22 protein-coding genes and 1 pseudogene are annotated in these 20803 nt (G+C 39.1%); 10 read left to right on the forward strand and 13 right to left on the reverse strand.

The annotated features are described in order from the left end of the window. Nucleotides 1–22 precede the first annotated feature (22 nt). The 4 genes from BA79_RS12110 to BA79_RS19875 all read right to left on the reverse strand — a co-directional run bounded on the left by BA79_RS12110 (nt 23) and on the right by BA79_RS19875 (nt 5536). Nucleotides 23–904, reverse strand: a complete 882-nt coding sequence (locus tag BA79_RS12110) for a glycerophosphodiester phosphodiesterase (protein ID WP_035702984.1) — start codon at nt 902–904, stop codon at nt 23–25. Between the two features lie 92 nt (nt 905–996). Further along, entirely contained in the window at nt 997–2331 is a 1335-nt protein-coding gene (glpT, locus tag BA79_RS12115) for a glycerol-3-phosphate transporter (RefSeq protein WP_008343899.1), read from the reverse strand. A 218-nt stretch (nt 2332–2549) separates the two neighbouring features. Beyond that, a complete protein-coding gene (locus tag BA79_RS12120) occupies nt 2550–3320 on the reverse strand; it encodes a SurA N-terminal domain-containing protein (protein WP_035702985.1) in 771 nt (256 codons plus the stop codon). A 152-nt stretch (nt 3321–3472) separates the two neighbouring features. Further along, a complete protein-coding gene (locus BA79_RS19875) occupies nt 3473–5536 on the reverse strand; it encodes a thioredoxin domain-containing protein (RefSeq protein ID WP_035702987.1) in 2064 nt (687 codons plus the stop codon). 598 nt (nt 5537–6134) lie between these two features. Here BA79_RS19875 and BA79_RS12130 point away from each other — a divergent pair. Then, nucleotides 6135–6590: a hypothetical protein gene (locus tag BA79_RS12130; RefSeq protein WP_035702989.1), complete on the forward strand. Its 456-nt coding sequence runs from the start codon at nt 6135–6137 to the stop codon at nt 6588–6590. Nucleotides 6591–6836: 246 nt separating this feature from the next. Here BA79_RS12130 and fabF read toward each other — a convergent pair whose 3' ends face one another. After that, nucleotides 6837–8069 carry a beta-ketoacyl-ACP synthase II gene (fabF, locus tag BA79_RS12135; protein WP_035702991.1) on the reverse strand — a complete coding sequence of 411 codons (1233 nt, stop codon included), beginning with the start codon at nt 8067–8069 and terminating at the stop codon, nt 6837–6839. A gap of 103 nt (nt 8070–8172) precedes the next feature. Here fabF and BA79_RS12140 point away from each other — a divergent pair. Beyond that, nucleotides 8173–9014, forward strand: a pseudogene (locus BA79_RS12140) (helix-turn-helix transcriptional regulator). 322 nt (nt 9015–9336) lie between these two features. On the opposite strand, the gene BA79_RS12145 reads toward BA79_RS12140, so the two are convergent. The 6 genes from BA79_RS12145 to BA79_RS12170 all read right to left on the reverse strand — a co-directional run bounded on the left by BA79_RS12145 (nt 9337) and on the right by BA79_RS12170 (nt 13262). After that, nucleotides 9337–9846 carry a hypothetical protein gene (locus BA79_RS12145; protein ID WP_008359336.1) on the reverse strand — a complete coding sequence of 170 codons (510 nt, stop codon included), beginning with the start codon at nt 9844–9846 and terminating at the stop codon, nt 9337–9339. Continuing rightward, nucleotides 9843–10511 carry an ATP-binding cassette domain-containing protein gene (locus BA79_RS12150; protein WP_008359334.1) on the reverse strand — a complete coding sequence of 223 codons (669 nt, stop codon included), beginning with the start codon at nt 10509–10511 and terminating at the stop codon, nt 9843–9845. Before BA79_RS12150 ends, BA79_RS12145 begins: the two co-directional genes overlap by 4 nt. Before the next feature lie 14 nt (nt 10512–10525). After that, the gene (locus BA79_RS12155) at nt 10526–11338 is read right to left on the reverse strand and encodes a hypothetical protein (RefSeq protein ID WP_035702994.1); all 813 of its coding nucleotides are present in this window, start codon (nt 11336–11338) and stop codon (nt 10526–10528) included. Continuing rightward, the gene (locus BA79_RS12160) at nt 11325–12131 is read right to left on the reverse strand and encodes a hypothetical protein (RefSeq protein WP_008359329.1); all 807 of its coding nucleotides are present in this window, start codon (nt 12129–12131) and stop codon (nt 11325–11327) included. Before BA79_RS12160 ends, BA79_RS12155 begins: the two co-directional genes overlap by 14 nt. A 106-nt stretch (nt 12132–12237) precedes the next feature. Further along, nucleotides 12238–12675: a hypothetical protein gene (locus BA79_RS12165; RefSeq protein WP_008359326.1), complete on the reverse strand. Its 438-nt coding sequence runs from the start codon at nt 12673–12675 to the stop codon at nt 12238–12240. 11 nt (nt 12676–12686) lie between these two features. Next, nucleotides 12687–13262: a hypothetical protein gene (locus BA79_RS12170; RefSeq protein ID WP_230677064.1), complete on the reverse strand. Its 576-nt coding sequence runs from the start codon at nt 13260–13262 to the stop codon at nt 12687–12689. A gap of 147 nt (nt 13263–13409) precedes the next feature. On the opposite strand from BA79_RS12170, the gene BA79_RS12175 reads away from it, so the two are divergent. The 8 genes from BA79_RS12175 (at nt 13410) to BA79_RS12210 (ending at nt 18537) form a co-directional block, all read left to right on the forward strand. Then, complete coding sequence (locus BA79_RS12175; protein ID WP_008359322.1) at nt 13410–14243, forward strand: hypothetical protein; 834 nt, start codon at nt 13410–13412, stop codon at nt 14241–14243. Nucleotides 14244–14443: 200 nt separating this feature from the next. Continuing rightward, complete coding sequence (locus BA79_RS12180; protein WP_003217059.1) at nt 14444–14704, forward strand: metal-sensitive transcriptional regulator; 261 nt, start codon at nt 14444–14446, stop codon at nt 14702–14704. Nucleotides 14705–14829: 125 nt separating this feature from the next. Continuing rightward, nucleotides 14830–15312 carry a DsrE/DsrF/DrsH-like family protein gene (locus BA79_RS12185; protein ID WP_035702998.1) on the forward strand — a complete coding sequence of 161 codons (483 nt, stop codon included), beginning with the start codon at nt 14830–14832 and terminating at the stop codon, nt 15310–15312. Between the two features lie 14 nt (nt 15313–15326). After that, the gene (locus BA79_RS12190; RefSeq protein ID WP_035703001.1) at nt 15327–15683 is read left to right on the forward strand and encodes a rhodanese-like domain-containing protein; all 357 of its coding nucleotides are present in this window, start codon (nt 15327–15329) and stop codon (nt 15681–15683) included. Nucleotides 15684–15736: 53 nt separating this feature from the next. Then, on the forward strand, nt 15737–16294 hold the full coding sequence (locus tag BA79_RS12195) for a sulfurtransferase TusA family protein (RefSeq protein ID WP_008343883.1): 558 nt from the start codon (nt 15737–15739) through the stop codon (nt 16292–16294). A gap of 15 nt (nt 16295–16309) precedes the next feature. Continuing rightward, nucleotides 16310–17437 (forward strand): MBL fold metallo-hydrolase, encoded by a 1128-nt coding sequence (locus tag BA79_RS12200; protein ID WP_035703003.1) that lies wholly within the window; start codon nt 16310–16312, stop codon nt 17435–17437. 34 nt (nt 17438–17471) lie between these two features. Then, nucleotides 17472–17702, forward strand: coding sequence for a sulfurtransferase TusA family protein (locus BA79_RS12205; protein WP_008343881.1), 231 nt, complete (start codon nt 17472–17474; stop codon nt 17700–17702). A 58-nt stretch (nt 17703–17760) separates the two neighbouring features. Next, nucleotides 17761–18537 (forward strand): sulfite exporter TauE/SafE family protein, encoded by a 777-nt coding sequence (locus BA79_RS12210; protein WP_035703005.1) that lies wholly within the window; start codon nt 17761–17763, stop codon nt 18535–18537. 52 nt (nt 18538–18589) lie between these two features. Here the strand turns inward: BA79_RS12210 and BA79_RS19610 are convergent, their stop codons facing one another. Then, on the reverse strand, nt 18590–18766 hold the full coding sequence (locus BA79_RS19610; RefSeq protein WP_164071373.1) for a hypothetical protein: 177 nt from the start codon (nt 18764–18766) through the stop codon (nt 18590–18592). Nucleotides 18767–19075: 309 nt separating this feature from the next. Then, nucleotides 19076–20509: a proline--tRNA ligase gene (proS, locus tag BA79_RS12215; protein ID WP_035703007.1), complete on the reverse strand. Its 1434-nt coding sequence runs from the start codon at nt 20507–20509 to the stop codon at nt 19076–19078. Between the last annotated feature and the right edge of the window lie 294 nt (nt 20510–20803).

The following is a 20803-nucleotide window of genomic DNA, read 5'->3' on the forward strand; positions in this document are numbered from 1 at the left end:
GGACCCGCAAGGCTTTTGTCGTTTACAGAGAAGCTTTGACACGCTGAAAGACATCTGGAAAGTTGGTGAAAAGACCAGTGACGCCGTATTGCAGAAGACGTGTCATGTCTGCTTCGCTGTTTACCGTATATGGGTGAAGGAGGAGTCCATGGCTTCTGACCTGCAGTACATTTTCAAGTGTCAAAGCTCTAAAATTCGGTCCGATCCCCACTGCATACGTTTTGATGAAGTCGAGCTGATCATCTGTAATAGATGTCATTTGCGCCCTGTCTAAAAGCTGTACTTTTGGAAGTCGAGGGGCGAGTTTCTGCAATTTTAATAGACTTTCTTGGCTGAAAGATTGGATGATGACCTGCCCTTTTCTCGTATGTTTTCCAAGAAGATGATGTTTCTTTAAGACGGCCAATAGTTTTTCTTCCATTTGCGGATAGATGTCTGGTTTTTTGGTTTCAATATAATAATTTTCTCGTTTACCGAAGTAACGTAATACCTCATCTAATGTGAGGACTTGCTGTCCAATAAAGTGGGCATTTTGTTTGTCGGGGTTGGCTTCGTTAAACCATGCACCGGCATCAAGCTGTTTGATTTCGGCAAGTGTGAGGTCTTTGACCCAGCCTGTTCCGTTTGTCGTCCGGTCAACCGTTTCATCGTGCATGACGATGAGGTGTCCATCCTTTGTCATTTGAAGGTCGAGTTCGAGGTAATCTGCATTCATCTTTGTGGCGAGCTTGTAGGAAGCTAGGGTATGCTCTGGGGCATACCCTGATGCTCCGCGGTGTGCAACGGTTAAAATGCGATCTGGAGATAAAAGATGTTCATGTGCCGATATGGTGGTCGGCACCCAACCAAAAGACAGTAAAGCAAAAGAGAGTAACACGAAAGCAAGTAATCTACTTTTCTTCATATTTTATCCTCCTTTTACGGTAACTGCCTCCATCATAAGAAATAGATGTAAAGGGCATGTTGGGCGGAGATGAATCTTTTATGTGATTTTCATTAAGCTTGCTCTACGCGCTTTCCTGTATTCCATGTCATGGCGAGGAACACAATCGCAAGGATACAAGAACCAACTAGTAAAATGAAACCTCCTGTCCAGTCATAGTGATCGACGACGACACCCATCATGGCATTAGCAAAAGCAGAGCCACCAATATATCCAAAGAATCCTGTCAGCCCGGCAGCAGTGCCAGCGGCTTTTTTCGGAGCGAGATCAATGGCTTGCAGTCCAATGAGCATGACGGGTCCGTAAATTAAAAATCCGATGCTGATGAGGGCAATATTATCAACCATTGGATTGCCAGCAGGGTTTAACCAGTACACAAGAACCGCAATTAATACGCCAATCATAAAGAGGACGCCAGCAGGTGCGCGGCGGCTTCTAAAGAAGCGGTCACTAATCCACCCGCACAATAATGTACCAGGGATGCCTGCATATTCATAAAGGAAATAAGACCAGCGTGAATGCTCTGGTGAGAATCCTTTTGCTTCTGTTAAATAGGTAGGTGCCCAGTCTACGACCCCGTAACGGACAAAGTACACAAAGACGTTGGCAATGGCGATATACCAAAGGAATTTATTGTTGAGTACATATTTAAACAAAATCTCTTTTACGGTTAATTCTTTTTCTTGATCTTCATATTGTTGTGCCGGATAGTCATTTCGGTATTCTTCAATTGGCGGAAGACCAGCGGATTGCGGGGTGTCCCGTACGAGAAGAATGATGACGAAGGAGACGATAATGGCGATGATGGCAGGGAAGAAAAAGATACTTTTCCACGTCGCAAACAAAACAATTCCTAATGTAATAAGCGGTGCAAGAATCCCCCCGCCGATATTGTGAGCGACGTTCCAAATGGACATTTTCGTACCACGTTCACTCACCGAAAACCAATGCGCCATCGTTCGTCCGCATGGCGGCCACCCCATTCCTTGAAACCAGCCGTTTAAGAACATGAATAAAAACATGATCCATACACTGGATGTCACCCATGGAAATGAGACAAAAAGAATATTGATAAGAGCTGATAGAAAGAGTCCAGCGGCTAAAAAGTATCTTGGGTTACACCGGTCTGAGATCATCCCCATAATGAATTTACTAAAGCCATAAGCGATTGAAACAGCCGCCAGTACAAAGCCTAATTCACTTTTTGTGAACCCCTCTTCCTGTAAATAAGGGATGGCAAATGCGAAATTTTTGCGCAGCAAATAGTAGCCAGCATATCCGATAAAGATCCCCAAAAAGACTTGCAGACGCAGCCGTTTATAGGTTTCGTCTGTTTTGGCATCATCGAGCCTGTCGATATGCGGAGCGGGTTTAAACCATTTGAACATAAACATCCTCCTCTTGTAGATATGACTGAAACAAAAGTACGAGGTCTGTCTTTGATCTTGTACTTTTTCAGAGACAAAAGAATTGATAACGCTTTCTTTTGTACTCCCATCATATCGGATGGAGTAGATGTTTATGATGAGGCTTTTGTCATTATTTTGGAAAAACAGTTCTTGAAGTGATGAAAAAAATCCGCACAATGGCGGATTTTTAATAGTGGTTAAATTGATACATCAATTTTTGCAGATTTCTTTAGTTGATCAATTTCTTTTTGTACTTCTTTTTGCTTTTCTTGAGATTCTAACTGCTTCTTGATTTGTGATTTGACGTCTTTGAAATCAGGTGCTTTTTGTTTTTGTTTTTTCATTTGTTCGGCGTATTGGTCATAGTACGCTTTGACGTCTTTTTCAGACACAGAGGCTGATTTAATTTCTTTGTCGACATATTGGCTGTATTTGATGCTGTCGGCAATATCACTTTTCAGCTGATCCATTGTCAGTCCGCTCTTTTTGAGTGCTTCTTCAAATTGAGCATTGTCTTTAAATTGTTTCTTTTCTTCTTTTAGCTGCTGATCGACTTGTTTGTCAGAGGCTTTATAGCCCTTCTTCTCAGCATCTTGCAGGATGAGCTCTTGACCTACTAGCGCATCAATGGTTTGCTTTTTGACAGCTTTTGCGCCTTCTTTAGATGTTGGGTCTTGTCCTGACTGCTGAAGTTGACCTTGAATGGTTGATAGGGCGCTATTGTATTCACTGCCTGTGATTTTATCTTTGTTGACGGTCGCAACGACCTTTTGATCATCAATTTTTTGTGCGTCTAATTTCTTTTGCATCTCTTCCATTTGCTTTTGCTGCTCTTTTTGGTCAGCCTGTGTTGTTTCCTTGCTTTTGGCTGAATCGTTTTGCTTATCCTGTTTCGCATCGTTTGATGAGCAGGCTGCAAGCCCCACTGATAACAGACAAGCAATGAGTGTATATGATACTTTTTTCAACTATTTTCTCTCCCTTCGGTATGAGAACATCTAGTGCGCATTCTAACCGTTTTAGAGGAAAAATAAAACCGTATAGACGAATTGTTAGCGGATTGACATGTTTTTTATCTGTTTGTCCTCATTTTGTCTTCTCATAGTCATCATATGACAGCTCAAGTTTGGAATAATTGATCCATCGCTTCGTCGAGATTGGTGATCGGCTGGCGGCAGCTGTAGTTTTCACAAATATAGACCGTCGTGCTGTCGTTGATCGTTTTGTAATCTTTTGCAAAAGGTGCGAGCCTTGCTAATTCTTGCCCTGTTTCGGCAGTTAAAATGAGATCAAATGGCATGAATCGTTTTTGCAATGCTTGTAGAAGCTGTTCTTTTTGCGGATCGCCCTTTTTCCCGAGAATAATGATTTCTCGTTTGACGGCATATTGGCTTAATAGTCCTTGTAAAAAGGCGGTATGTCCGCTTGGATAGGAAGAGACATCGACGTAAAAGGCGCTGAACATCTTCTCTAGTGTTTCGATCCAGTCTTGACGTCCGATCATTCTGCTTAGTTTCAGAAGCTGTTGGAGTGCAGTACTGTTACCAGACGGCATGGCCCCGTCGTATACTTCTTTTTCACGAACAATAAGCGCTTCTGCATCTGAGCCTGAGAAGAAAAAGCCCCCGATTTGCTCATCCCAAAACAGTTCAAACATATTTTCAGCAACGGCTCTGGCTTTTGTCAGCCAATCTAGGTCAAAGGTCGCTTCGTATAAAGACATATACGCTGTGAGCATGTGCGCATAATCCTCGATAAAGCCTAGATGCTTTACGTCCCCTTCCCTGTAGCGGACCATGAGCCGTTCCTGCTGGACGAGGTGTGTTTCTAGAAAAGACATTGCCTGTTTTGCTATGCGGATAGCCTCTTTTTCATGAAAGACACTCCCTGCTTTGGCAAGTGCGGAGATCATCAGCGCATTCCACGATGTGAGTACCTTGTCATCGATTAGCGGTGCAGGTCGCTGCTGTCTTACAGTGAGTAAGATGTGTCGAGCGGATTGCAGTTTGGAATGAAGGGTTTTGTCGTCGATTGAATATGCTGCCTTGATGTCATCAAATGAGGTGGAAATGGTATGAGGGATGTTCTGTCCTTCAAAATTTCCTTCCTCTGTGATGTGGTAGACCGCACAAAATAAAGTGCCGAGGTCATCACCTAAATGAGTCATGATCTCCTCTTTTGTCCAAACGTAATATTGCCCTTCCTTTCCTTCCGAATCGGCATCGATTGCCGAATAAAAAGAGCCATCACGATTCATCATGTCTCGTTTGATAAATTGAATGAGGTCTTGGACAAGCTTTTCGTACTCAAGGTGTTGAGTGATTTGATAGGCTTCGGTGTAGGCATCTATCAGCAAGGCGTTATCATACAGCATCTTTTCAAAATGCGGCACAAGCCATTTTTCATCCGTTGAATATCGAGTAAATCCAGAACCAATATGATCATAAATACCGCCGTTTGCCATGCCATTTAATGTTTTTGTGACGGCATATAACGCATTTTCTTGCCCTGTCCATTCAAAATAACGCATGAGAAACGTGAGCATATGAGGTGCGGGAAATTTAGGCGCAGAACCGAAGCCGCCATACAGCGTATCAAAGCTGCTCATGAGCTGATAATAGGCTTTGTGAATCGACTCCTGAGTGAGCGTATTTTCTGTCTGCCCTGCTGCCTTGATCCGTAAATTATTTGTTGCCTTTTCTGCCAATGATTCAATATGATCACGATCGTTGTGATACGCATCCAGCAATTGCGTCAGTGCTTCAATGAAGCCGGGACGGCCGTAAGCACTTCTTTTTGGAAAGTATGTCCCCGCATAAAAAGGCTTTTGATCAGGCGTGACAAACACGTTGAGCGGCCAGCCTCCTTGCCCCGTCATCATCTGACAAACGGACATATACATCGAGTCAATGTCTGGACGCTCCTCACGATCGACCTTGATTGAAATGAAATGCTCGTTTAGGATGTCAGCGACTTGTTGATCTTCAAAGCTTTCGTGTGCCATGACGTGGCACCAGTGGCAAGTGGCGTAGCCGATGCTGACAAGCACCGGTTTATTTTCACGTTTCGCTTTGTCGAATGCTTCTTGCCCCCACGGGTACCAGTGAACTGGGTTGTGGGCGTGTTGAAGGAGGTAGGGTGATTTTTCAGTGATTAATCTGTTCGGTTTATTGTTAGTAGACATGGAATCTCCTCCTTTTATATTTATTTATCAAATGAGTAAATAAAATAATTGATCAAATCTTTTTGAGTGTAAAGGGTGATGGGCTTAAGGAATTTCATTTGAATTTAGATAGTACTACTTCAAAAAAGTTACGTAGGATAATAACCGATAGTTCTTTATTTTGAAACTGAGCAAAAATCAAAAAACTATAATTAGGTCAAAGATTTATAGGGACTGCTGTGGAAATTTTAACTTTCGATAGATTTGTTTTCAATTCTTTTATTCACTTCATTAATTATGAAAACCTATATTAATACCTTTTAAATGGAATTTATTACTATATTTATCTTGTGTGTATTTAATCAATAATAACAAGCTGTTATAATAGCTTTGTGTTTTTATGAAAATATGTGTTAAAAGTGGTGTTGGAAATAAATATATACTATTCATTCTAGTAATCTCTTCGTTTGGTGGAGAAGCACTTTTAGCACATTTAATTTCAATAGGTCTAGCGGTGACTATTACAGGAGTTACTTATGTTGCATAATCTGAGTTTAAGAAGCATAAAAGAACTTACATTCAAAAAATCTAAAAAATGGGTATATGAGAAGGTGTAAATATGTTAGTTATTGATCAAAATCCAAAAGGTGAGCAGTACTCCAAATTAATTGATTTGGCTTTCGACATTTGTGATGAGTTTCATTTAGTTTTAAGAAAAGATATGGGATCTTTAAAATCTTTTGATCCCTTCCTAAAAAGACTTGAAAGTTCATTGAAAGAGATGAAAGAACAATCAGAATGGGCTAGCACAATGCTATTTAACAATACAGCAAAAGTTTATTACTATTATACAGATGAAAATGCGAAGAGTATTCTAAAAGAATTCGCAAATTCTTTATATGATTGGGAGCAACCAAATTTACCAGAAGACTTGTCCTTCTTCAAAAATGGAGAAGAATGGCTGGTTACATCTTCTCATGAAGAAGAAAGTTATATAGATACGGAAAATGATACAGAGATACAAAGGATATTAAGTATACCAGAATTAAAAGTACATATGGAAAAATGGGATTAATGCTATTTAGTATTCAATAATAGTGTATTGATATAAAAGTAAGGAGGCTAATAAGATAGTTTCCTTACTTTTAAAATGTTATGGGCGTTCTCATCCTTATCTTCATCCTCAAAACCGTCTAAACAGGAATATAATGAATATATCAGATAGCTGAGGTCCGTGATCAATTGTCTGTGAGGTATTCCCATCATGACAAATCAAGGACTATAAACCCTTGTTTTGTCATTATTTCACCTTTTCACCACTTCAATCGTAATGTTTTAACAAGATGGCTGAATTATGTCCTCCAAAACCAAAAGAATTGGATAGCCCATATTTCAATGGAAGCTGTCTCGCTTCTAATACAACATCTAAATTGCAATCTGGATCTTGTTTCTCTACATTAATAGTTGGCGGAATCAATCCTCGTCTCAAACTTTCCACTAAAGCAATCGCTTCTACTCCGCCAGCAGCACCAAACATGTGCCCAGTCATTGATTTGTTTGCCGTTGTTGGAATTTCACCTGAACGATCACCAAATAATTTCTTAATCGCTAGAACTTCTGAACGATCACCTACTTGTGTACTTGTTGCATGAGCACTAATAACATCGATTTCACTTGTTGATATATCTGCACTTCTCAATGCTTTCTTCATGGCTAAGTAGGCACCCCTACCTTCTGGGTGTGAAGCGACCATATGATGTGCATCTGAACTAGCCCCGTATCCCACTACTTCACATAATATCGGCGCATCTCTAAGAATTGCGTTGTCTAATGATTCTAATACTAAGATACCTGCGCCTTCACTCATAACAAAGCCATCTCTATCTGTATCGAATGGGCGGCTGGCACGACTTGGGTCTTGGTTTCTAGTAGATAGTGCATGTGCGTTTCCAAAGCTAGCCAAAGATATCTGATTGACAGCAGCTTCTGCTCCACCGGCAAATATAATATCTGCTTCATCATTTCGGATCGCATTGAAAGCTTCACCAATAGAGGTGTTCCCAATAGAGCAAGCTGTGACTGGTGACAATGATGGCCCTTGTGCGCCTAATTTAATACTGATTTGGGCCGCAGCTGCATTTGAAATCATCATGGGGACAAGGCTGGGGCTTACTCTCGATGGACCTCGTTTATCTAATACATTCACATTATCAACAAGCGATTGTATGCCCCCGATTCCTGAACCAACATATACGCCTAAACGTTCAAGATCTACTTGATCTAACTGTAATTGTGAATGTTCTAATGCTTGTTCGGCTGCTGCTAAGGCAAACTGACTAAAACGATCTAATCGTTTTGCTTCTTTTCTCCCTAATATTTCATCTGCATCGAAATCACGAACGATTCCAGCTATTTTTGTTTTATAATCAGTCGTATCAAAAGAATCAATGAGAGATATTCCCGATTGTCCTTTAACGAGTTGATTCCAAAAGCTATCTATATCATTTCCTAGTGGAGAAATAACTCCCATTCCAGTAATGACTACTCTTTTCATGATCATTCCCTCCTTGTTTTTATTAACTTTATCCATTGTGTTATCCTATTACAAGTTGTTGTTTATCCTAGTATAATGAATAATATTTTAAAGGGTGATCATATTGAAACCTGAAACAAGACTTCAAGCATTATCAGAATTTCTAAAAAACCAACGTTCAAAAATCACGCCTCAAATGGTTGGTTTACCTGTAGGAACCCGCAGAAGAACACCAGGGCTCAGAAGAGAAGAAGTAGCTCAACTAGCCGGTGTGAGTCTTACTTGGTATACATGGTTAGAGCAAGGCAGAGATATAAAAGTATCTACTTCGGTATTAGATGCGATTTCTAGTGCATTACAATTAAATAACGATGAAAGGAGATATTTGTACGCTTTAGCGTTAGAGGAAGGTGTGAAACAATCCTATATCATTGAGAATGAGAAGGAAATCAGTCCGGCTTTAGTGAAAATTTTGCAGGAACTTCGTTATTGCCCAACAATTATATCTGATAGAAGAAGTCAGATATAATTGTTGGGTGGAATCAAGCAGCAGCTAATGTATTTTTGGACTTTGAACAAATCATCCCAGCAGAAAGAAATATCATCCGCTTACTATTCGCAAGAAAGGAATTTAAAAGTTTAGCCGTGAATTGGGAGCATTTTGTAAGAGGATATATCGCCATATTTAGAACGTATTATGGACAGTATGTGGCGGATGACTGGTATGAGCAATTTATAGAAGAAATGGAGCAGGCATATCCTGAGTTTCGTAAAATATGGAATGAAAATGAGATCAGTTATGCACCTGAAGTATTAATTGAATTTCGTCATGCCAAGGTAGGGAAAATGTTGTTTAATCTCACTTCATTACAAGTGTACGGGGATACTGACTTAAGATGCAGTGTCTATACTCCAGTTGAGGATACTGAAACGGAGCTTAAGTTGAAACGTTTAATTGAAGGGTAGCTGTTGTTTGGAGAGAAGAATAGGGCTGATTCAAAGAATACTTCTTTAACTTTGTGTAGATTTTAAAAAACAACTAGTATAGTAGCAATTGGTTATTTGTATTTGGATGAAGGCATTGTGTGTGTGCTGTGCTGAAGGAGGTATGGTGATTTTTCAGTGGAGTGGGGTGGATTTTTGATTGTTTGGCATGAATTCATCTGCTTTCATATATTAATTTCCTTCGTACTTTAACTTTAGTAAAACTTCGCCTTTTTATATAAAAAATCCTCTTAAAGTAGAAGAGGACAAAAGGACGTATTTCTTTTGATTTGAATAGTATATGCTACTTGAAGTAATCAATTTTCACAATGAATTTCTCAACTGATATTCCATCACTCCCGATCATATGGAGTTTAGGCGTTTTTAAATTTCCCTCACCATTATTTGCAAATGTAAAGGTGACGGTACCGCTTATATATTGATGAGGCTTAATATCTTTAACTCTTTTGCCTGTTTTATTATTAATAAAGTCTATGGTCTGGGTTTCTTCCTCTCCCCTCATCATTCTATAAAATTCAGGATGTAGGGGAAGTTTATCGTTTGTTTTATTTTTTAATGTAAATGGTATGCGGTATTCAGTTATTTTATTTCTCATTTCATCAATGGTATTAATTTTCTTAGCTTTTTTAAACGTATGACTTATTTTTAGAAATTCAAACGTTTCATTTGTCGTAAGGTTTTTTTCTGTTACTTTATAGTTGGAGTATTCACTATTCACTTGTTGATAGCGGAACATGCTGATTAAGATAAAAATTATAGTCATCACTGAAATTACTATTACTTTTTTTCTCATTTTTCTTTATCCCTATCAACAATCGTTTCTTTTATAATTTCACCAGATTCAATATCATAAATCGTATCTGAAACCTTTTGAAGAGTTTCTTTATCATGGCTAGCGATCAAAATTGTTTTACCTTCATTTTTTAATGTTACGAGTAATTGATGTACTATTTCGACTGCTTTCTCATCTAAAGCATTAGTAGGTTCGTCTAAAATGAGCAAATCCGGTTTTTCCATAATTGCTTGAGCTATTCCCAAACGTTGTTTCATCCCAAGAGAATACTTTTTAAACTTTCTTTTGTCATTTGGATCAAGCCCTACACGAGAAATCACAGCAGAAATTTCGTTATCGTTAATTTTATTCTGAATCATAGAGAGTAATTTTAGGTTAGCAAAACCAGTATATTCTGGGATAAAACCAGGATACTCTATTAATATTCCAACATTTTCGGGAAATGAGATGTCTCTGTGTAATTGTTTCCCACCTACAGTTACTTTTCCATCACTTGGTTTTACTAATCCGGATAATACACGAAACAACATTGTTTTTCCGGATCCATTAGGTCCACGAAAACCATAAATATTCCCCTTTTGTAATGATAAGTTAATATTCTTAAGGACTTGGTTTTTTTTAATAAATTTGTTTAATGCCTCAATTTTAATATATTCTTCTGACATGAGTTTCACCTCGATTAATATTCTTTTTCATGATCATTGCCGTATTCAGTTAAAAAATCTTGTTTGATAAAAATTTTATATGCTAGAAAAGTAAAAAGTAATCCAAAACCACTAAATAAATAAATCATTCTAGAAAATAAACCTGGTATAAGCCAAGATGTCATTTCTAATGACAGTGAGTCATTAATGAAAGAAAAACCAAAATAAATATTAAGCATTTTATCAAGAATCACAGCAGATGAAATGATAATAAAGCTGTATATATAATTTTTACTTAACAAATAGCAAACCACAACAAATAGTCCGATCAGATGGAATACCAATAAACTTGTAATCAGATATCTAATTAACATGATATTAGATGAAAAGTATTCATCTAAAGGTAGTTGATCGCCATATATTAAGTATGGAGTTCCTTTTGTAGACAGCCAAACGTTGTTCCACCTTCCTGACAGGAAGCCACCCAGAAGGAAACCACCAATTAGGTATATGAGAGTGAATATTAGACAGATCCAAAAGACACGTAATAATAACGATAAAAATACTTTTTCTCTTTTTTGATAACGAACAAAACGAGAAGAGTCGAAAAAAGGTACGATTCCAAATGAAAAAAACATTAGAAAAAGGGGTAATACGGGAAAAATAAATGTATAGGAAGAGAAAAATAAATTTAAAGATTGTGGTATTCCCATTATTCCATGTTGCGGTATACTTTCTTTGACTAAATATAAAATACAGAGCAAATAACAAAAAAACCAGATGAATAATCGCACTTTATAACGGCATATGTCGAGTAAAACGATATGTAGTTCTTTAACGAATAACATTCTTTTTAACCCCTAGAATGTATAATGAAAAACTTAACATAAATCCGATAAACAAGTGTAAAACAAGACTTGCTAGACTCACACCATCTGTAGCCTGTTGTTGCAAGAAGCTTGTTGATATCATTTCCTGATGCCCTAGTGTTGAAAGTACCATGTTTATGACATATAAACTTGCAAAAGGTGTAATTAGAACAACAAATGATTTTTTAATAAACATTCCAAATCCCAAAGCTATACTTGCGAACATACCAGAGAAAATACCAATCAATATGACATATAAAAGCATATGAACAAAGGGATGTGTATAATATAGATCTGGTAAGAAAGTATTATCAGAGTCTAAAGGCATCTCATTGTTAATCGCTCTATCAGGTTTTATATTTGGAAGTCTCATGAAAGACAAATAAATATTTAATAATAGGGGAAAGACAGCTGTGAGCATACCTGCTAAAAAGTTTATAAGAAACAAACTAAAGAAATATTGTTTTTGTTTTCCTCTAATAATTAAAAAGCGAAAAAAACCAGTTGACCGATCTCTTGAGTACAGATCTGAAAATGGGAGTGTTGCCAAAATTGGTAATAAGAACATGTAAAGTGCTGGATAATCTGATATTCCACCGATCCCCATCCATTTTGTATAAGGGGTAAAAGAAATTCCTCCTGTAAGTTCTAAATGTTCTTTGAGTGGCATTTCTTCTGTCCAAAAATAAGCAATCGCTAAAATTGCACCAATGGCTAATGATATGTAAAAAGAAGGGCGCTTTATTAATCGTAATATAAGCAAATAAAACATGTTTCTCTCCATTTCGTTTATTTAAAACTAAATATAGAAGCGACTCAGTTAATTCTGAGTCGCTGTGTCACATAGTTCTCTTTTGAGTTTAAAGAGCCTAATAGAATCAAGGGCTTTTTGGATCGTAATCGGGACTCCATTTGCCATTAGCATGACCAGCTGCATTCTTCTTAGCACCTATCGAAACAGGCGGATATCCTATTCCCAAGAATGTTTTTTCAACTGCCAAATTGTATAGGAGTTGTACTCCTTTATAATTTTTCTTAATTGTATAATAGTGGCCATCTGAAACATCTTTTCCTTTAGATCTGGCCCAGGCTACATAAGAAGTATTATTCTTTTCACTGTTCATATAATACCAAGATTTAGTAAATTTTGTTCTAGATGTTGTCTCATCATATGGATTTCCTTTTAGAAATCTAAAATTATAATTAGTATCTTTATAGTTGCCACTTGGTTCTCCTGCATAGACATGCACAATTCCTATAGTAGAAAAGGTTACTCCTAGAATTAAAGTTAGGCTAATGATTATTTTGTTTTTCAACTGTCTTCACCTCATTGTTTACTTACAATTAAGTATTTATCTGCGACACCTATGCAATTATTATCTTTATTTAGCCAAATCATTCTTAATGCTATTTCTGCTTTCTGACCTTTGAATGTTGGTAAATTAATTAAATAATCGTGATCTACATCTGATCTATCATAAGGTTGTTCCCATTGATGAGTAACTCCTCTATCATCTTTCAATTTTCCCAAGATTTTTGATGGGGGAGGTTCTTTTTGACTAAAGGTCATCGCTAATTCATAATTTTTAGGAAGTGGTCCAACTTCAATGTCCTCTCCTTTGAAAACATTTTCAATTGCCACATCATTATTCTTTATCTGACCTTGATAATAATGATCCTCTTTCAACTTTTCCCAAAATATAACTTTAAAAAGACTTTGCTTTTGTTCGGTATCAAAATAGAATATTTTAGAATCATCCTTTGTGCTATTATCCAAATCTTCTATACTTACAGAAGGATCTGGAGCTTTGTCTTTTATGGTGTTATTGAAATTATTTGATTGACAAGCACTAATCAAAGATATCATTATTAAAATTAAAAAAAATGTAAATAAATTTTTCACTATTTTCCCCACTAAAACCATAATTTGTACCGGTACGTGAGAATTATACAATAAAATAAAGAAAAATACACCTTTTTTTGTATTTTTTTATTTAAAATGCTATGTTATGCTATGTTCTAGTTAGTTGATAAGAGAGGGCTTTTTTACATGATTGGTTTATTATTACTTTTTAAAAGAGATATGATTCTTGGGTTTCATAGAACTACAAAAACTTTTATCATTATATCTATTCTAGGGTTGTTTAATTTCCTATACTACCTTTATTTTCTGCATATTAGTTTAACTAAAAGTAATGTTGCATTTTGGGATGTTATTGGTAAAACCTTTGCAGGTGTTCCCTTTGAACTTGTCGAACAACAAACAATTGAATTTCCTTTTGGATGGATTATATTTCAATTAAGTGGTGCAATATTGGTCAATACTTTTATAAAAGAAGATCTATTTGCCCATAGTGCCTTTATTAGAGTTAGAACAAAGTCAATATTTAAAATGTGGGTAAGCAAACTATTATTTTGTTGTGCCGCAATATTTATCTTCTACATATTAATATTGTCCCTTACCTGGTTTGTTTGGAAATTGAGTGGGGGGACAGTAAATAACTTGACAGATTACGGCGAAAGTATTTTAAGATATTCGTCCTTTCAATTCTCTTATAGTCAAATTATTGTTTATTCAATTCTCTTAAATATAGCTGGCACATTTCTTTTTACTTTTATCTTTGCTTTTTTAACATTAATTTTTAAAACAATTTATAGTTTCATAATTTGTATCTGTATTTTATTTCTTTCCATTTTCTCAGATAATCCAATGCTACTTGGGAATGAATTTATGCTGATTAGGCATCCTATGTTTGGTTTACCTCCAGTTGTCTCAATTATTATGACACTAATTATAGTTCCTATTCTCTGTATTGTTTTTTCGATAGGTGGGGGAATTTATCTATCTAAGTATGATTTAATAAGTGATATGGAAAAGGAATGAGATTTTATAACCCTATAGTATCCTGTAGATTTTGAAATCTAAATTTACCCGATCTTTGGAAGAATAAAGTACTTAAAATTGAGGAACTGTTGTGATATTTATATCAATAGTTCTTCTTTTTAATACCATCATCATGTTTGACTAAATACCTATCAGGGTATACTATCTGATCATAGGGAAAAGAGAAAGGAGTGTTAAACGTGGAATATAATCAGCAGATGAAGAATCGTCTTCGCCGGATTGAAGGGCAGATTAAAGGGGTTCTTGCGATGATGGAGCAGGGAAAGGATTGCCGTGAGGTGGTAACACAGCTATCTGCATCACGCAATGCCATTGATCGTGCAATGGGTGTGATTGTGAGTACAAACCTTGAACAATGTGTCCGTGAAAGTCTTGAGCAGGGCAAGGATACAGAGGGGCTTGTCAAAGAAGCGGTTGAACTCTTGGTGAAAAGCCGGTAAGAAATTCCTCAGCCTTTGGAGGTTGACGAATTTTTTTACTTGTTATAATATACCCTTACCGGTATGTGTATATATTTTTTGTTTTCGATATACCCCCACGGGTAATATATATAAGGAGGATCATGATGGAGGAACAGAAAAAACGAACGACGATTGTTTTATTTAGTGGAGATTATGATAAAGCGATGGCCGCTTATATTATTGCAAATGGCGCAGCAGCTTATGATCACGAGGTGACGATTTTTCATACTTTTTGGGGGCTGAATGCCTTGCGTCAGGAAGAGATGGTGCCACTGAAGAAGGGATTTTTAGAAAAAATGTTTGGCAAAATGATGCCGCGTGGCGCTGATCGAATGGGGCTGTCAAAGATGAATTTTGCAGGAATGGGACCGAAGATGATCAAGCATGTGATCAATAAACACAATGCCATGACCCTGCCGCAGCTCATTGATATGGCGAAGGAACAAGAGATCAACCTCGTGGCATGTACGATGACGATGGATCTTTTAGGGCTGCAGGAGAATGAATTACTAGCAGACATTCAATATGCCGGTGTGGCCGCGTATTTAGCAGAGGCAGAAATCGGGAATGTGAACTTATTTATCTAGGGAGGTGTCCATACATGATTCAAATGCTTTTGCTCATCATGGTGATCGCTTTGCTTGTGAGCCGTTTTCTTCCCGTACGGGGTGTGAAACAAATGGACGCAGCTCATCTGAAACCTAAATTGCATAGTCGGCATCAACAGCTGATAGACGTGCGATCACCTTTAGAATTTCAAACAAATCATATAAAAGGCTTTCAAAATATCCCCTTACCACAGTTAAGGAATCGAGCGCATGAGCTTGAGAAAGACAAAGAAGTGTATGTGATCTGCCAAAGCGGGATGAGAAGTATGCAGGCGGCTAAATTGTTAAAAAAACAGGGATTTACCCACATTACGAATATCAAGGGTGGCATGAATGCTTGGCGATTATAGGTATAAATAGGCTTTATAATATACCCCCACCCCTATAAAAAGGAGGAAAAACAATGCAGCAACCAACAGCAATTCTAGATGCAAAAGGATTGGCATGCCCAATGCCCATTGTCAAAACGAAAAAACAAATGAATGAGCTCTTGCCAGGAGATGTGCTTGAAGTGCAAGCAACTGACAAAGGGTCTACAGCGGATTTAGCAGCTTGGTCAAAAAGCGCCGGTCATGAATTTTTAGGCACAAAAGTAGAAGGACAGGTGCTTCATCATTTGATTCGTAAAGGCGGAGCGAAACAGGAGGAGCAGTCAATGATTTCGGAAATGTCGTTGAACATGTTTCAACAGAAGGTAAAAGAAGATCAGTCATTGTTTATTTTAGATGTACGAGAGCCGGATGAATATGAAGCGGGTCATATTCCAGGAGCTGTTCACATCCCTCTTGGCGAGGTGGAACAACGTGCTGAAGAATTGAACCGAGAGACGCTCATTTACCTCATCTGTCATTCAGGCAGAAGAAGTGAATTAGCCGCACAAAAGTTAAAAGAAAAAGGATTTCATCAATTGATCAATGTAGTGCCAGGCATGAACAGCTGGACAGGAGAGATTGAAAAATAGGAGCTGAATGAACCAATGACTGTAAAAGCAATGACAGCAGAACAGTTAACAAAAAAGATCATCAACAAAGAGCCGATCTTTTTGTTGGATGTACGAAACGAATCAGATGTGCAGGACTGGAAAATTGAAGGGAAAGCCGTTGAATATTTAAATGTGCCTTACTTTGAGCTTCTTGATGGCGTAGAGGATATGGTGGAGAACATACCGGATGACCTAGATGTACTGGTCGTTTGTGCGAAAGAAGGCTCCTCTATTATGGTGGCAGAGATGCTGTCAGAGGCAGGCAGAACGGTCCATTATTTGCAAGGCGGCATGAAGGCATGGAGTGAGCATTTAGAGCCAGTGAAGATCGGTGATTTAACTGGCGGAGGAGAGTTGTACCAATTTGTGCGAATGGGCAAGGGGTGCTTGTCGTATATGATCATGTCGAATGGGGAAGCTGCGATTATTGATGCGGCTAGAATGACGGAGGTCTATACGCAATTTGCTATAAAACATCAAGTCACAGTGACGCATGTGTTTGATACGCACCTTCATGCGGACCATATATCTGGCGGGAAAAAGCTGTCTGAACTGACTGGTGCTATCTATTGGCTACCGCCAAAAGACGCCGAAGAGGTGACATTTGATTACAATCACCTTGAAGAAGGACAGCGTGTGACGATTGGAGCGACGGAGATTGATATTCATGCCCTTTATTCACCGGGCCATACGATTGGTTCGACCTCTTTTATCGTAGACGGCCGTTACCTCCTTTCAGGTGATATTTTGTTCATTGATTCGATCGGAAGACCTGATCTAGCCGGTATGGCGGAGGACTGGGTAGGTGATTTGAGAGAAACCCTTTATACACGATATAAGGCGCTTTCGGCAGAATTGATTGTGCTGCCTGCACATTTTATGATCGTGGATGAGCTTAATGAAGACGGGAGCGTTTGGAAGGAGCTAGGCGCTTTGTTTGAAGAAAATCACGGGCTGAACATTGAAGATGAAGACGTATTTAGACAAATGGTCACGCAGGATCTCCCTGCACAGCCAAACGCTTATCAAGACATTCGGTCTACGAATATGGGGAAGCTGCATCCAGACGAGGAAGCGCAGCGAGACATGGAAATTGGTCCAAACCGTTGTGCGATTCGATAATGTTCAATAAAATAAAGAAGCGAGGGATGATCAGATGACATCAGATCACATTTTAGACGTAACCGGGCTTGCATGCCCGATGCCAATTATTCGGACGAAGAAAAAAATGAATGACTTGGCTGAAGGCCAAGTATTAGAAATACATGCAACAGATAAAGGAGCCAAAGCTGATTTGGCCGCATGGGCTAAGTCAAGCGGACATGAATTGATCACGCAGACGGATGAAGGGCATGTGCTGAAGTTCTGGGTGAGAAAAGGGTCCTAAAGGGGAGAGGGGTATCTATGAGGGAGCCCCTTTTCCTTTTGCAAAGGAGGAGACCAGCGTGGATTTTGCATTTTTCATTACTTTATTTATCATCGGATTTATTGGTTCCTTCTTATCAGGAATGGTTGGAATAGGAGGATCGGTGATCAACTATCCCATGCTGCTTTATATCCCGCCTCTAGTCGGAGTGATGGCATTATCGGCACACGAGGTTTCAGGGATTGGTGCTATTCAAGTCCTATTTTCGACACTCGGCGGTGTGCTGGCGTATCGAAAAAGCGGATTTTTACATCGACCATTGATTTTATATATGGGGAGCAGTATATTGGCAGGGAGTTTATTAGGCAGCTATTTATCACATTTCCTTCCAGAGAAAGGCATCAATGTAGTCTATGGTCTTCTTGCCATTGTCGCTGTCATTTTAATGCTTGTTCCGAAAAAAGGTCAGCGGGCAGAAGCGGATGGAGAGGCGACATTTCATAAAGGACTGGCGGCTGGTATTGCCTTTGTGATCGGAAGTGTATCGGGCGTATTAGGTGCAGGCGGTGCCTTTATTTTAGTGCCGGTGATGCTATCAATTCTCAAAATCCCTGTGCGGATGACGATTGCCTCGTCTCTGGCCATTACGTTTCTCTCTGCGATCGGCGCATCGGCTGGGAAAGTGCTGACTGGTCAAGTCATGTTCATGCCTGCGCTTGTCTTAATGGTAGCCAGTTTGATGGCTGCGCCGATTGGGGCGAAAATTGGTCAGAAAATCAATGCCGTTTATTTGCAGTGGGCGCTTGCCGTGATGATTACAGCCACAGCGATCAAAATCTGGGTGGATTTATTATAAGAAAAAGACCAACAACTGAGAGCAAGGGCTCTTTTCCATGTGTTGGTCTTTTTTATTTTATGTCATCGTGCTCGATATACGTTTCAAGTGCAGGGTGGTACTCTTTTTGATAATGAAGATTGGGGCATGTTTTCACGACTTTGCCTTGCAAGGCATTGGACTTCGAGACATCTAATGCTGTTTTACATTTTGGACAACGTTCGTTAAATATTGAGAGCCAGCGCTTCATAGATCACCACTCCAGTTAAAGTCTTAAAAACCGATTATATTAATATGAATTATAGGGGATTGTGTGAATGAGGTCAATGGATATTTGGCTCTTTTTAACAAAAAAGAAGCATCGTATAAGATGCTTCAGCGTATAGACAAATCCTCGCATTCTTTGTCAGCCTTGCATGCTGGCGCTCATGATTTTTAATTTCGCTCCGCGCAAGTACTCGTCCTTCCTAGAGTCCGAAGGCTTTCCGTCACGCTGAAAAGAAGACAAAGGGCTAAAATAAAGTTCATTTTAGCCCTTTGTCAACAATTTGAAGCATGATTAGTAGGCTTTTGCCCAGAACACCATATCAGAAGCAGGTTTCCCGCAGCAGACACATGTGTCAGAAACGGATTCTTGTTCAAACGGGATACAGCGTGATGTCGCCCCTGTTCTCTCTTTGATGTCGTTTTCACAGTCTTCATCGCCGCACCACATGGCTTTGATCAACCTGTTTTCTTCGGCAAGAAGCTGCTCGATGTCTTCGATTGTGTGGGCGTTTGATGTTTTTTCATGTAATCGTTCTTTTGCTTTTTCGTACATCGTCTGTTGAATGTCTTCAAGCGTTGACGTGATTGTTTGTTCAAGTGCATCTAACGTGACGGCTTGCTTTTCACCTGTGTCTCGTCTTGCAAGCATCACCTGGCCTTTTTCCATATCCTTTGGTCCTACTTCTACGCGTAATGGGATGCCCTGCATTTCGCATTCGTTGAATTTCCAGCCAGGCTGTTTATCACTTGCATCGATGTCAGCGCGTGCGATGCGGGCGAGTCGATCCTTTAATTCATAGGCATGATCGAGGACACCTTCTTTATGGGAAGCAATTGGCACAACACGTACTTGGGTTGGCGCAATGTTTGGCGGCAGGACTAGTCCTCTGTCATCGCCATGCACCATGATCATAGCGCCAATAATTCTTGTGGTGAAGCCCCATGATGTTTGCTGGACATGCTCTAGTTTTCCTTCGCGATTTAAAAATTCAATGCCAAACGCCTTGGCAAATCCGTTGCCGAAGAAGTGAGAAGTGGCGGTTTGCAGGGCTTTTCCATCATGCATCAAGCTTTCAACCGTATAGGTGAAGCGGGCGCCAGCGAATTTTTCTTTCTCTGTTTTCCTGCCTTTAATGACAGGGATCGCTAGAAGCTCTTCACAAATAGACGCATAGATATGGAGCATTCTTTCTGTTTCTTCAATCGCTTCTTGCTCAGTCTCGTGACAAGTGTGCCCTTCCTGCCAGAGGAATTCAAGGGTTCTAAGAAATGGACGTGTTGTCTTTTCCCAGCGGACGACATTGGCCCATTGGTTATATAGCTTTGGTAAATCACGATAGGAGTGAATGATGTTTTTATAATGCTCGGCGAACAGCACCTCAGACGTTGGTCTGACGCAGAGTCTTTCTTGTAATTCCGAATCACCGCCATGTGTCACCCACGCCACTTCAGGAGCAAAGCCTTCGATATGATCTTTTTCCTGCTGGAGAAGGCTTTCTGGGATAAAGAGCGGCATATAGACATTCTCGTGACCCGTTTCTTTGATTTGACGATCAAGTTCGTCGCGAATATTCTCCCAAATTTTAAAACCGTATGGCTGAATGATCATACTGCCTCTAACGCTTGAATAATCGACGAGACGCGCCTTTGTGACAACATCTGTATACCACTGGGCAAAGTCGTCTTCCATGCTTGTAATTTTCTCAACAAATTGTTTCTTTGACATCGTCTTTTTCCTCCTTTTAAAAAAACAAAAAAGCTGTGCTTTAAGTTAGGGACCATTCCTGGTGGTACCACCCTAATTTAAAGCACAGCTTTACACTCGATCATGATAACGGTATGAACCGCTGTATGAAACAGAACTAAATCGGCAGGTTCACTTGAAGATGTCAGTAGGAACTTCTCAGCACCGTTCCCTCTCTGTTAAAGATCGATTCAAGCTACTATTCCAGATCTACGTTGATCCTTGTTCGTTGATTTTTCATCAGTTTACCTGTAAATGGGGGAGAAAGCAAGTTGG

The organism is Bacillus altitudinis 41KF2b, from assembly GCF_000691145.1.
GTDB lineage: Bacteria > Bacillota > Bacilli > Bacillales > Bacillaceae > Bacillus > Bacillus altitudinis.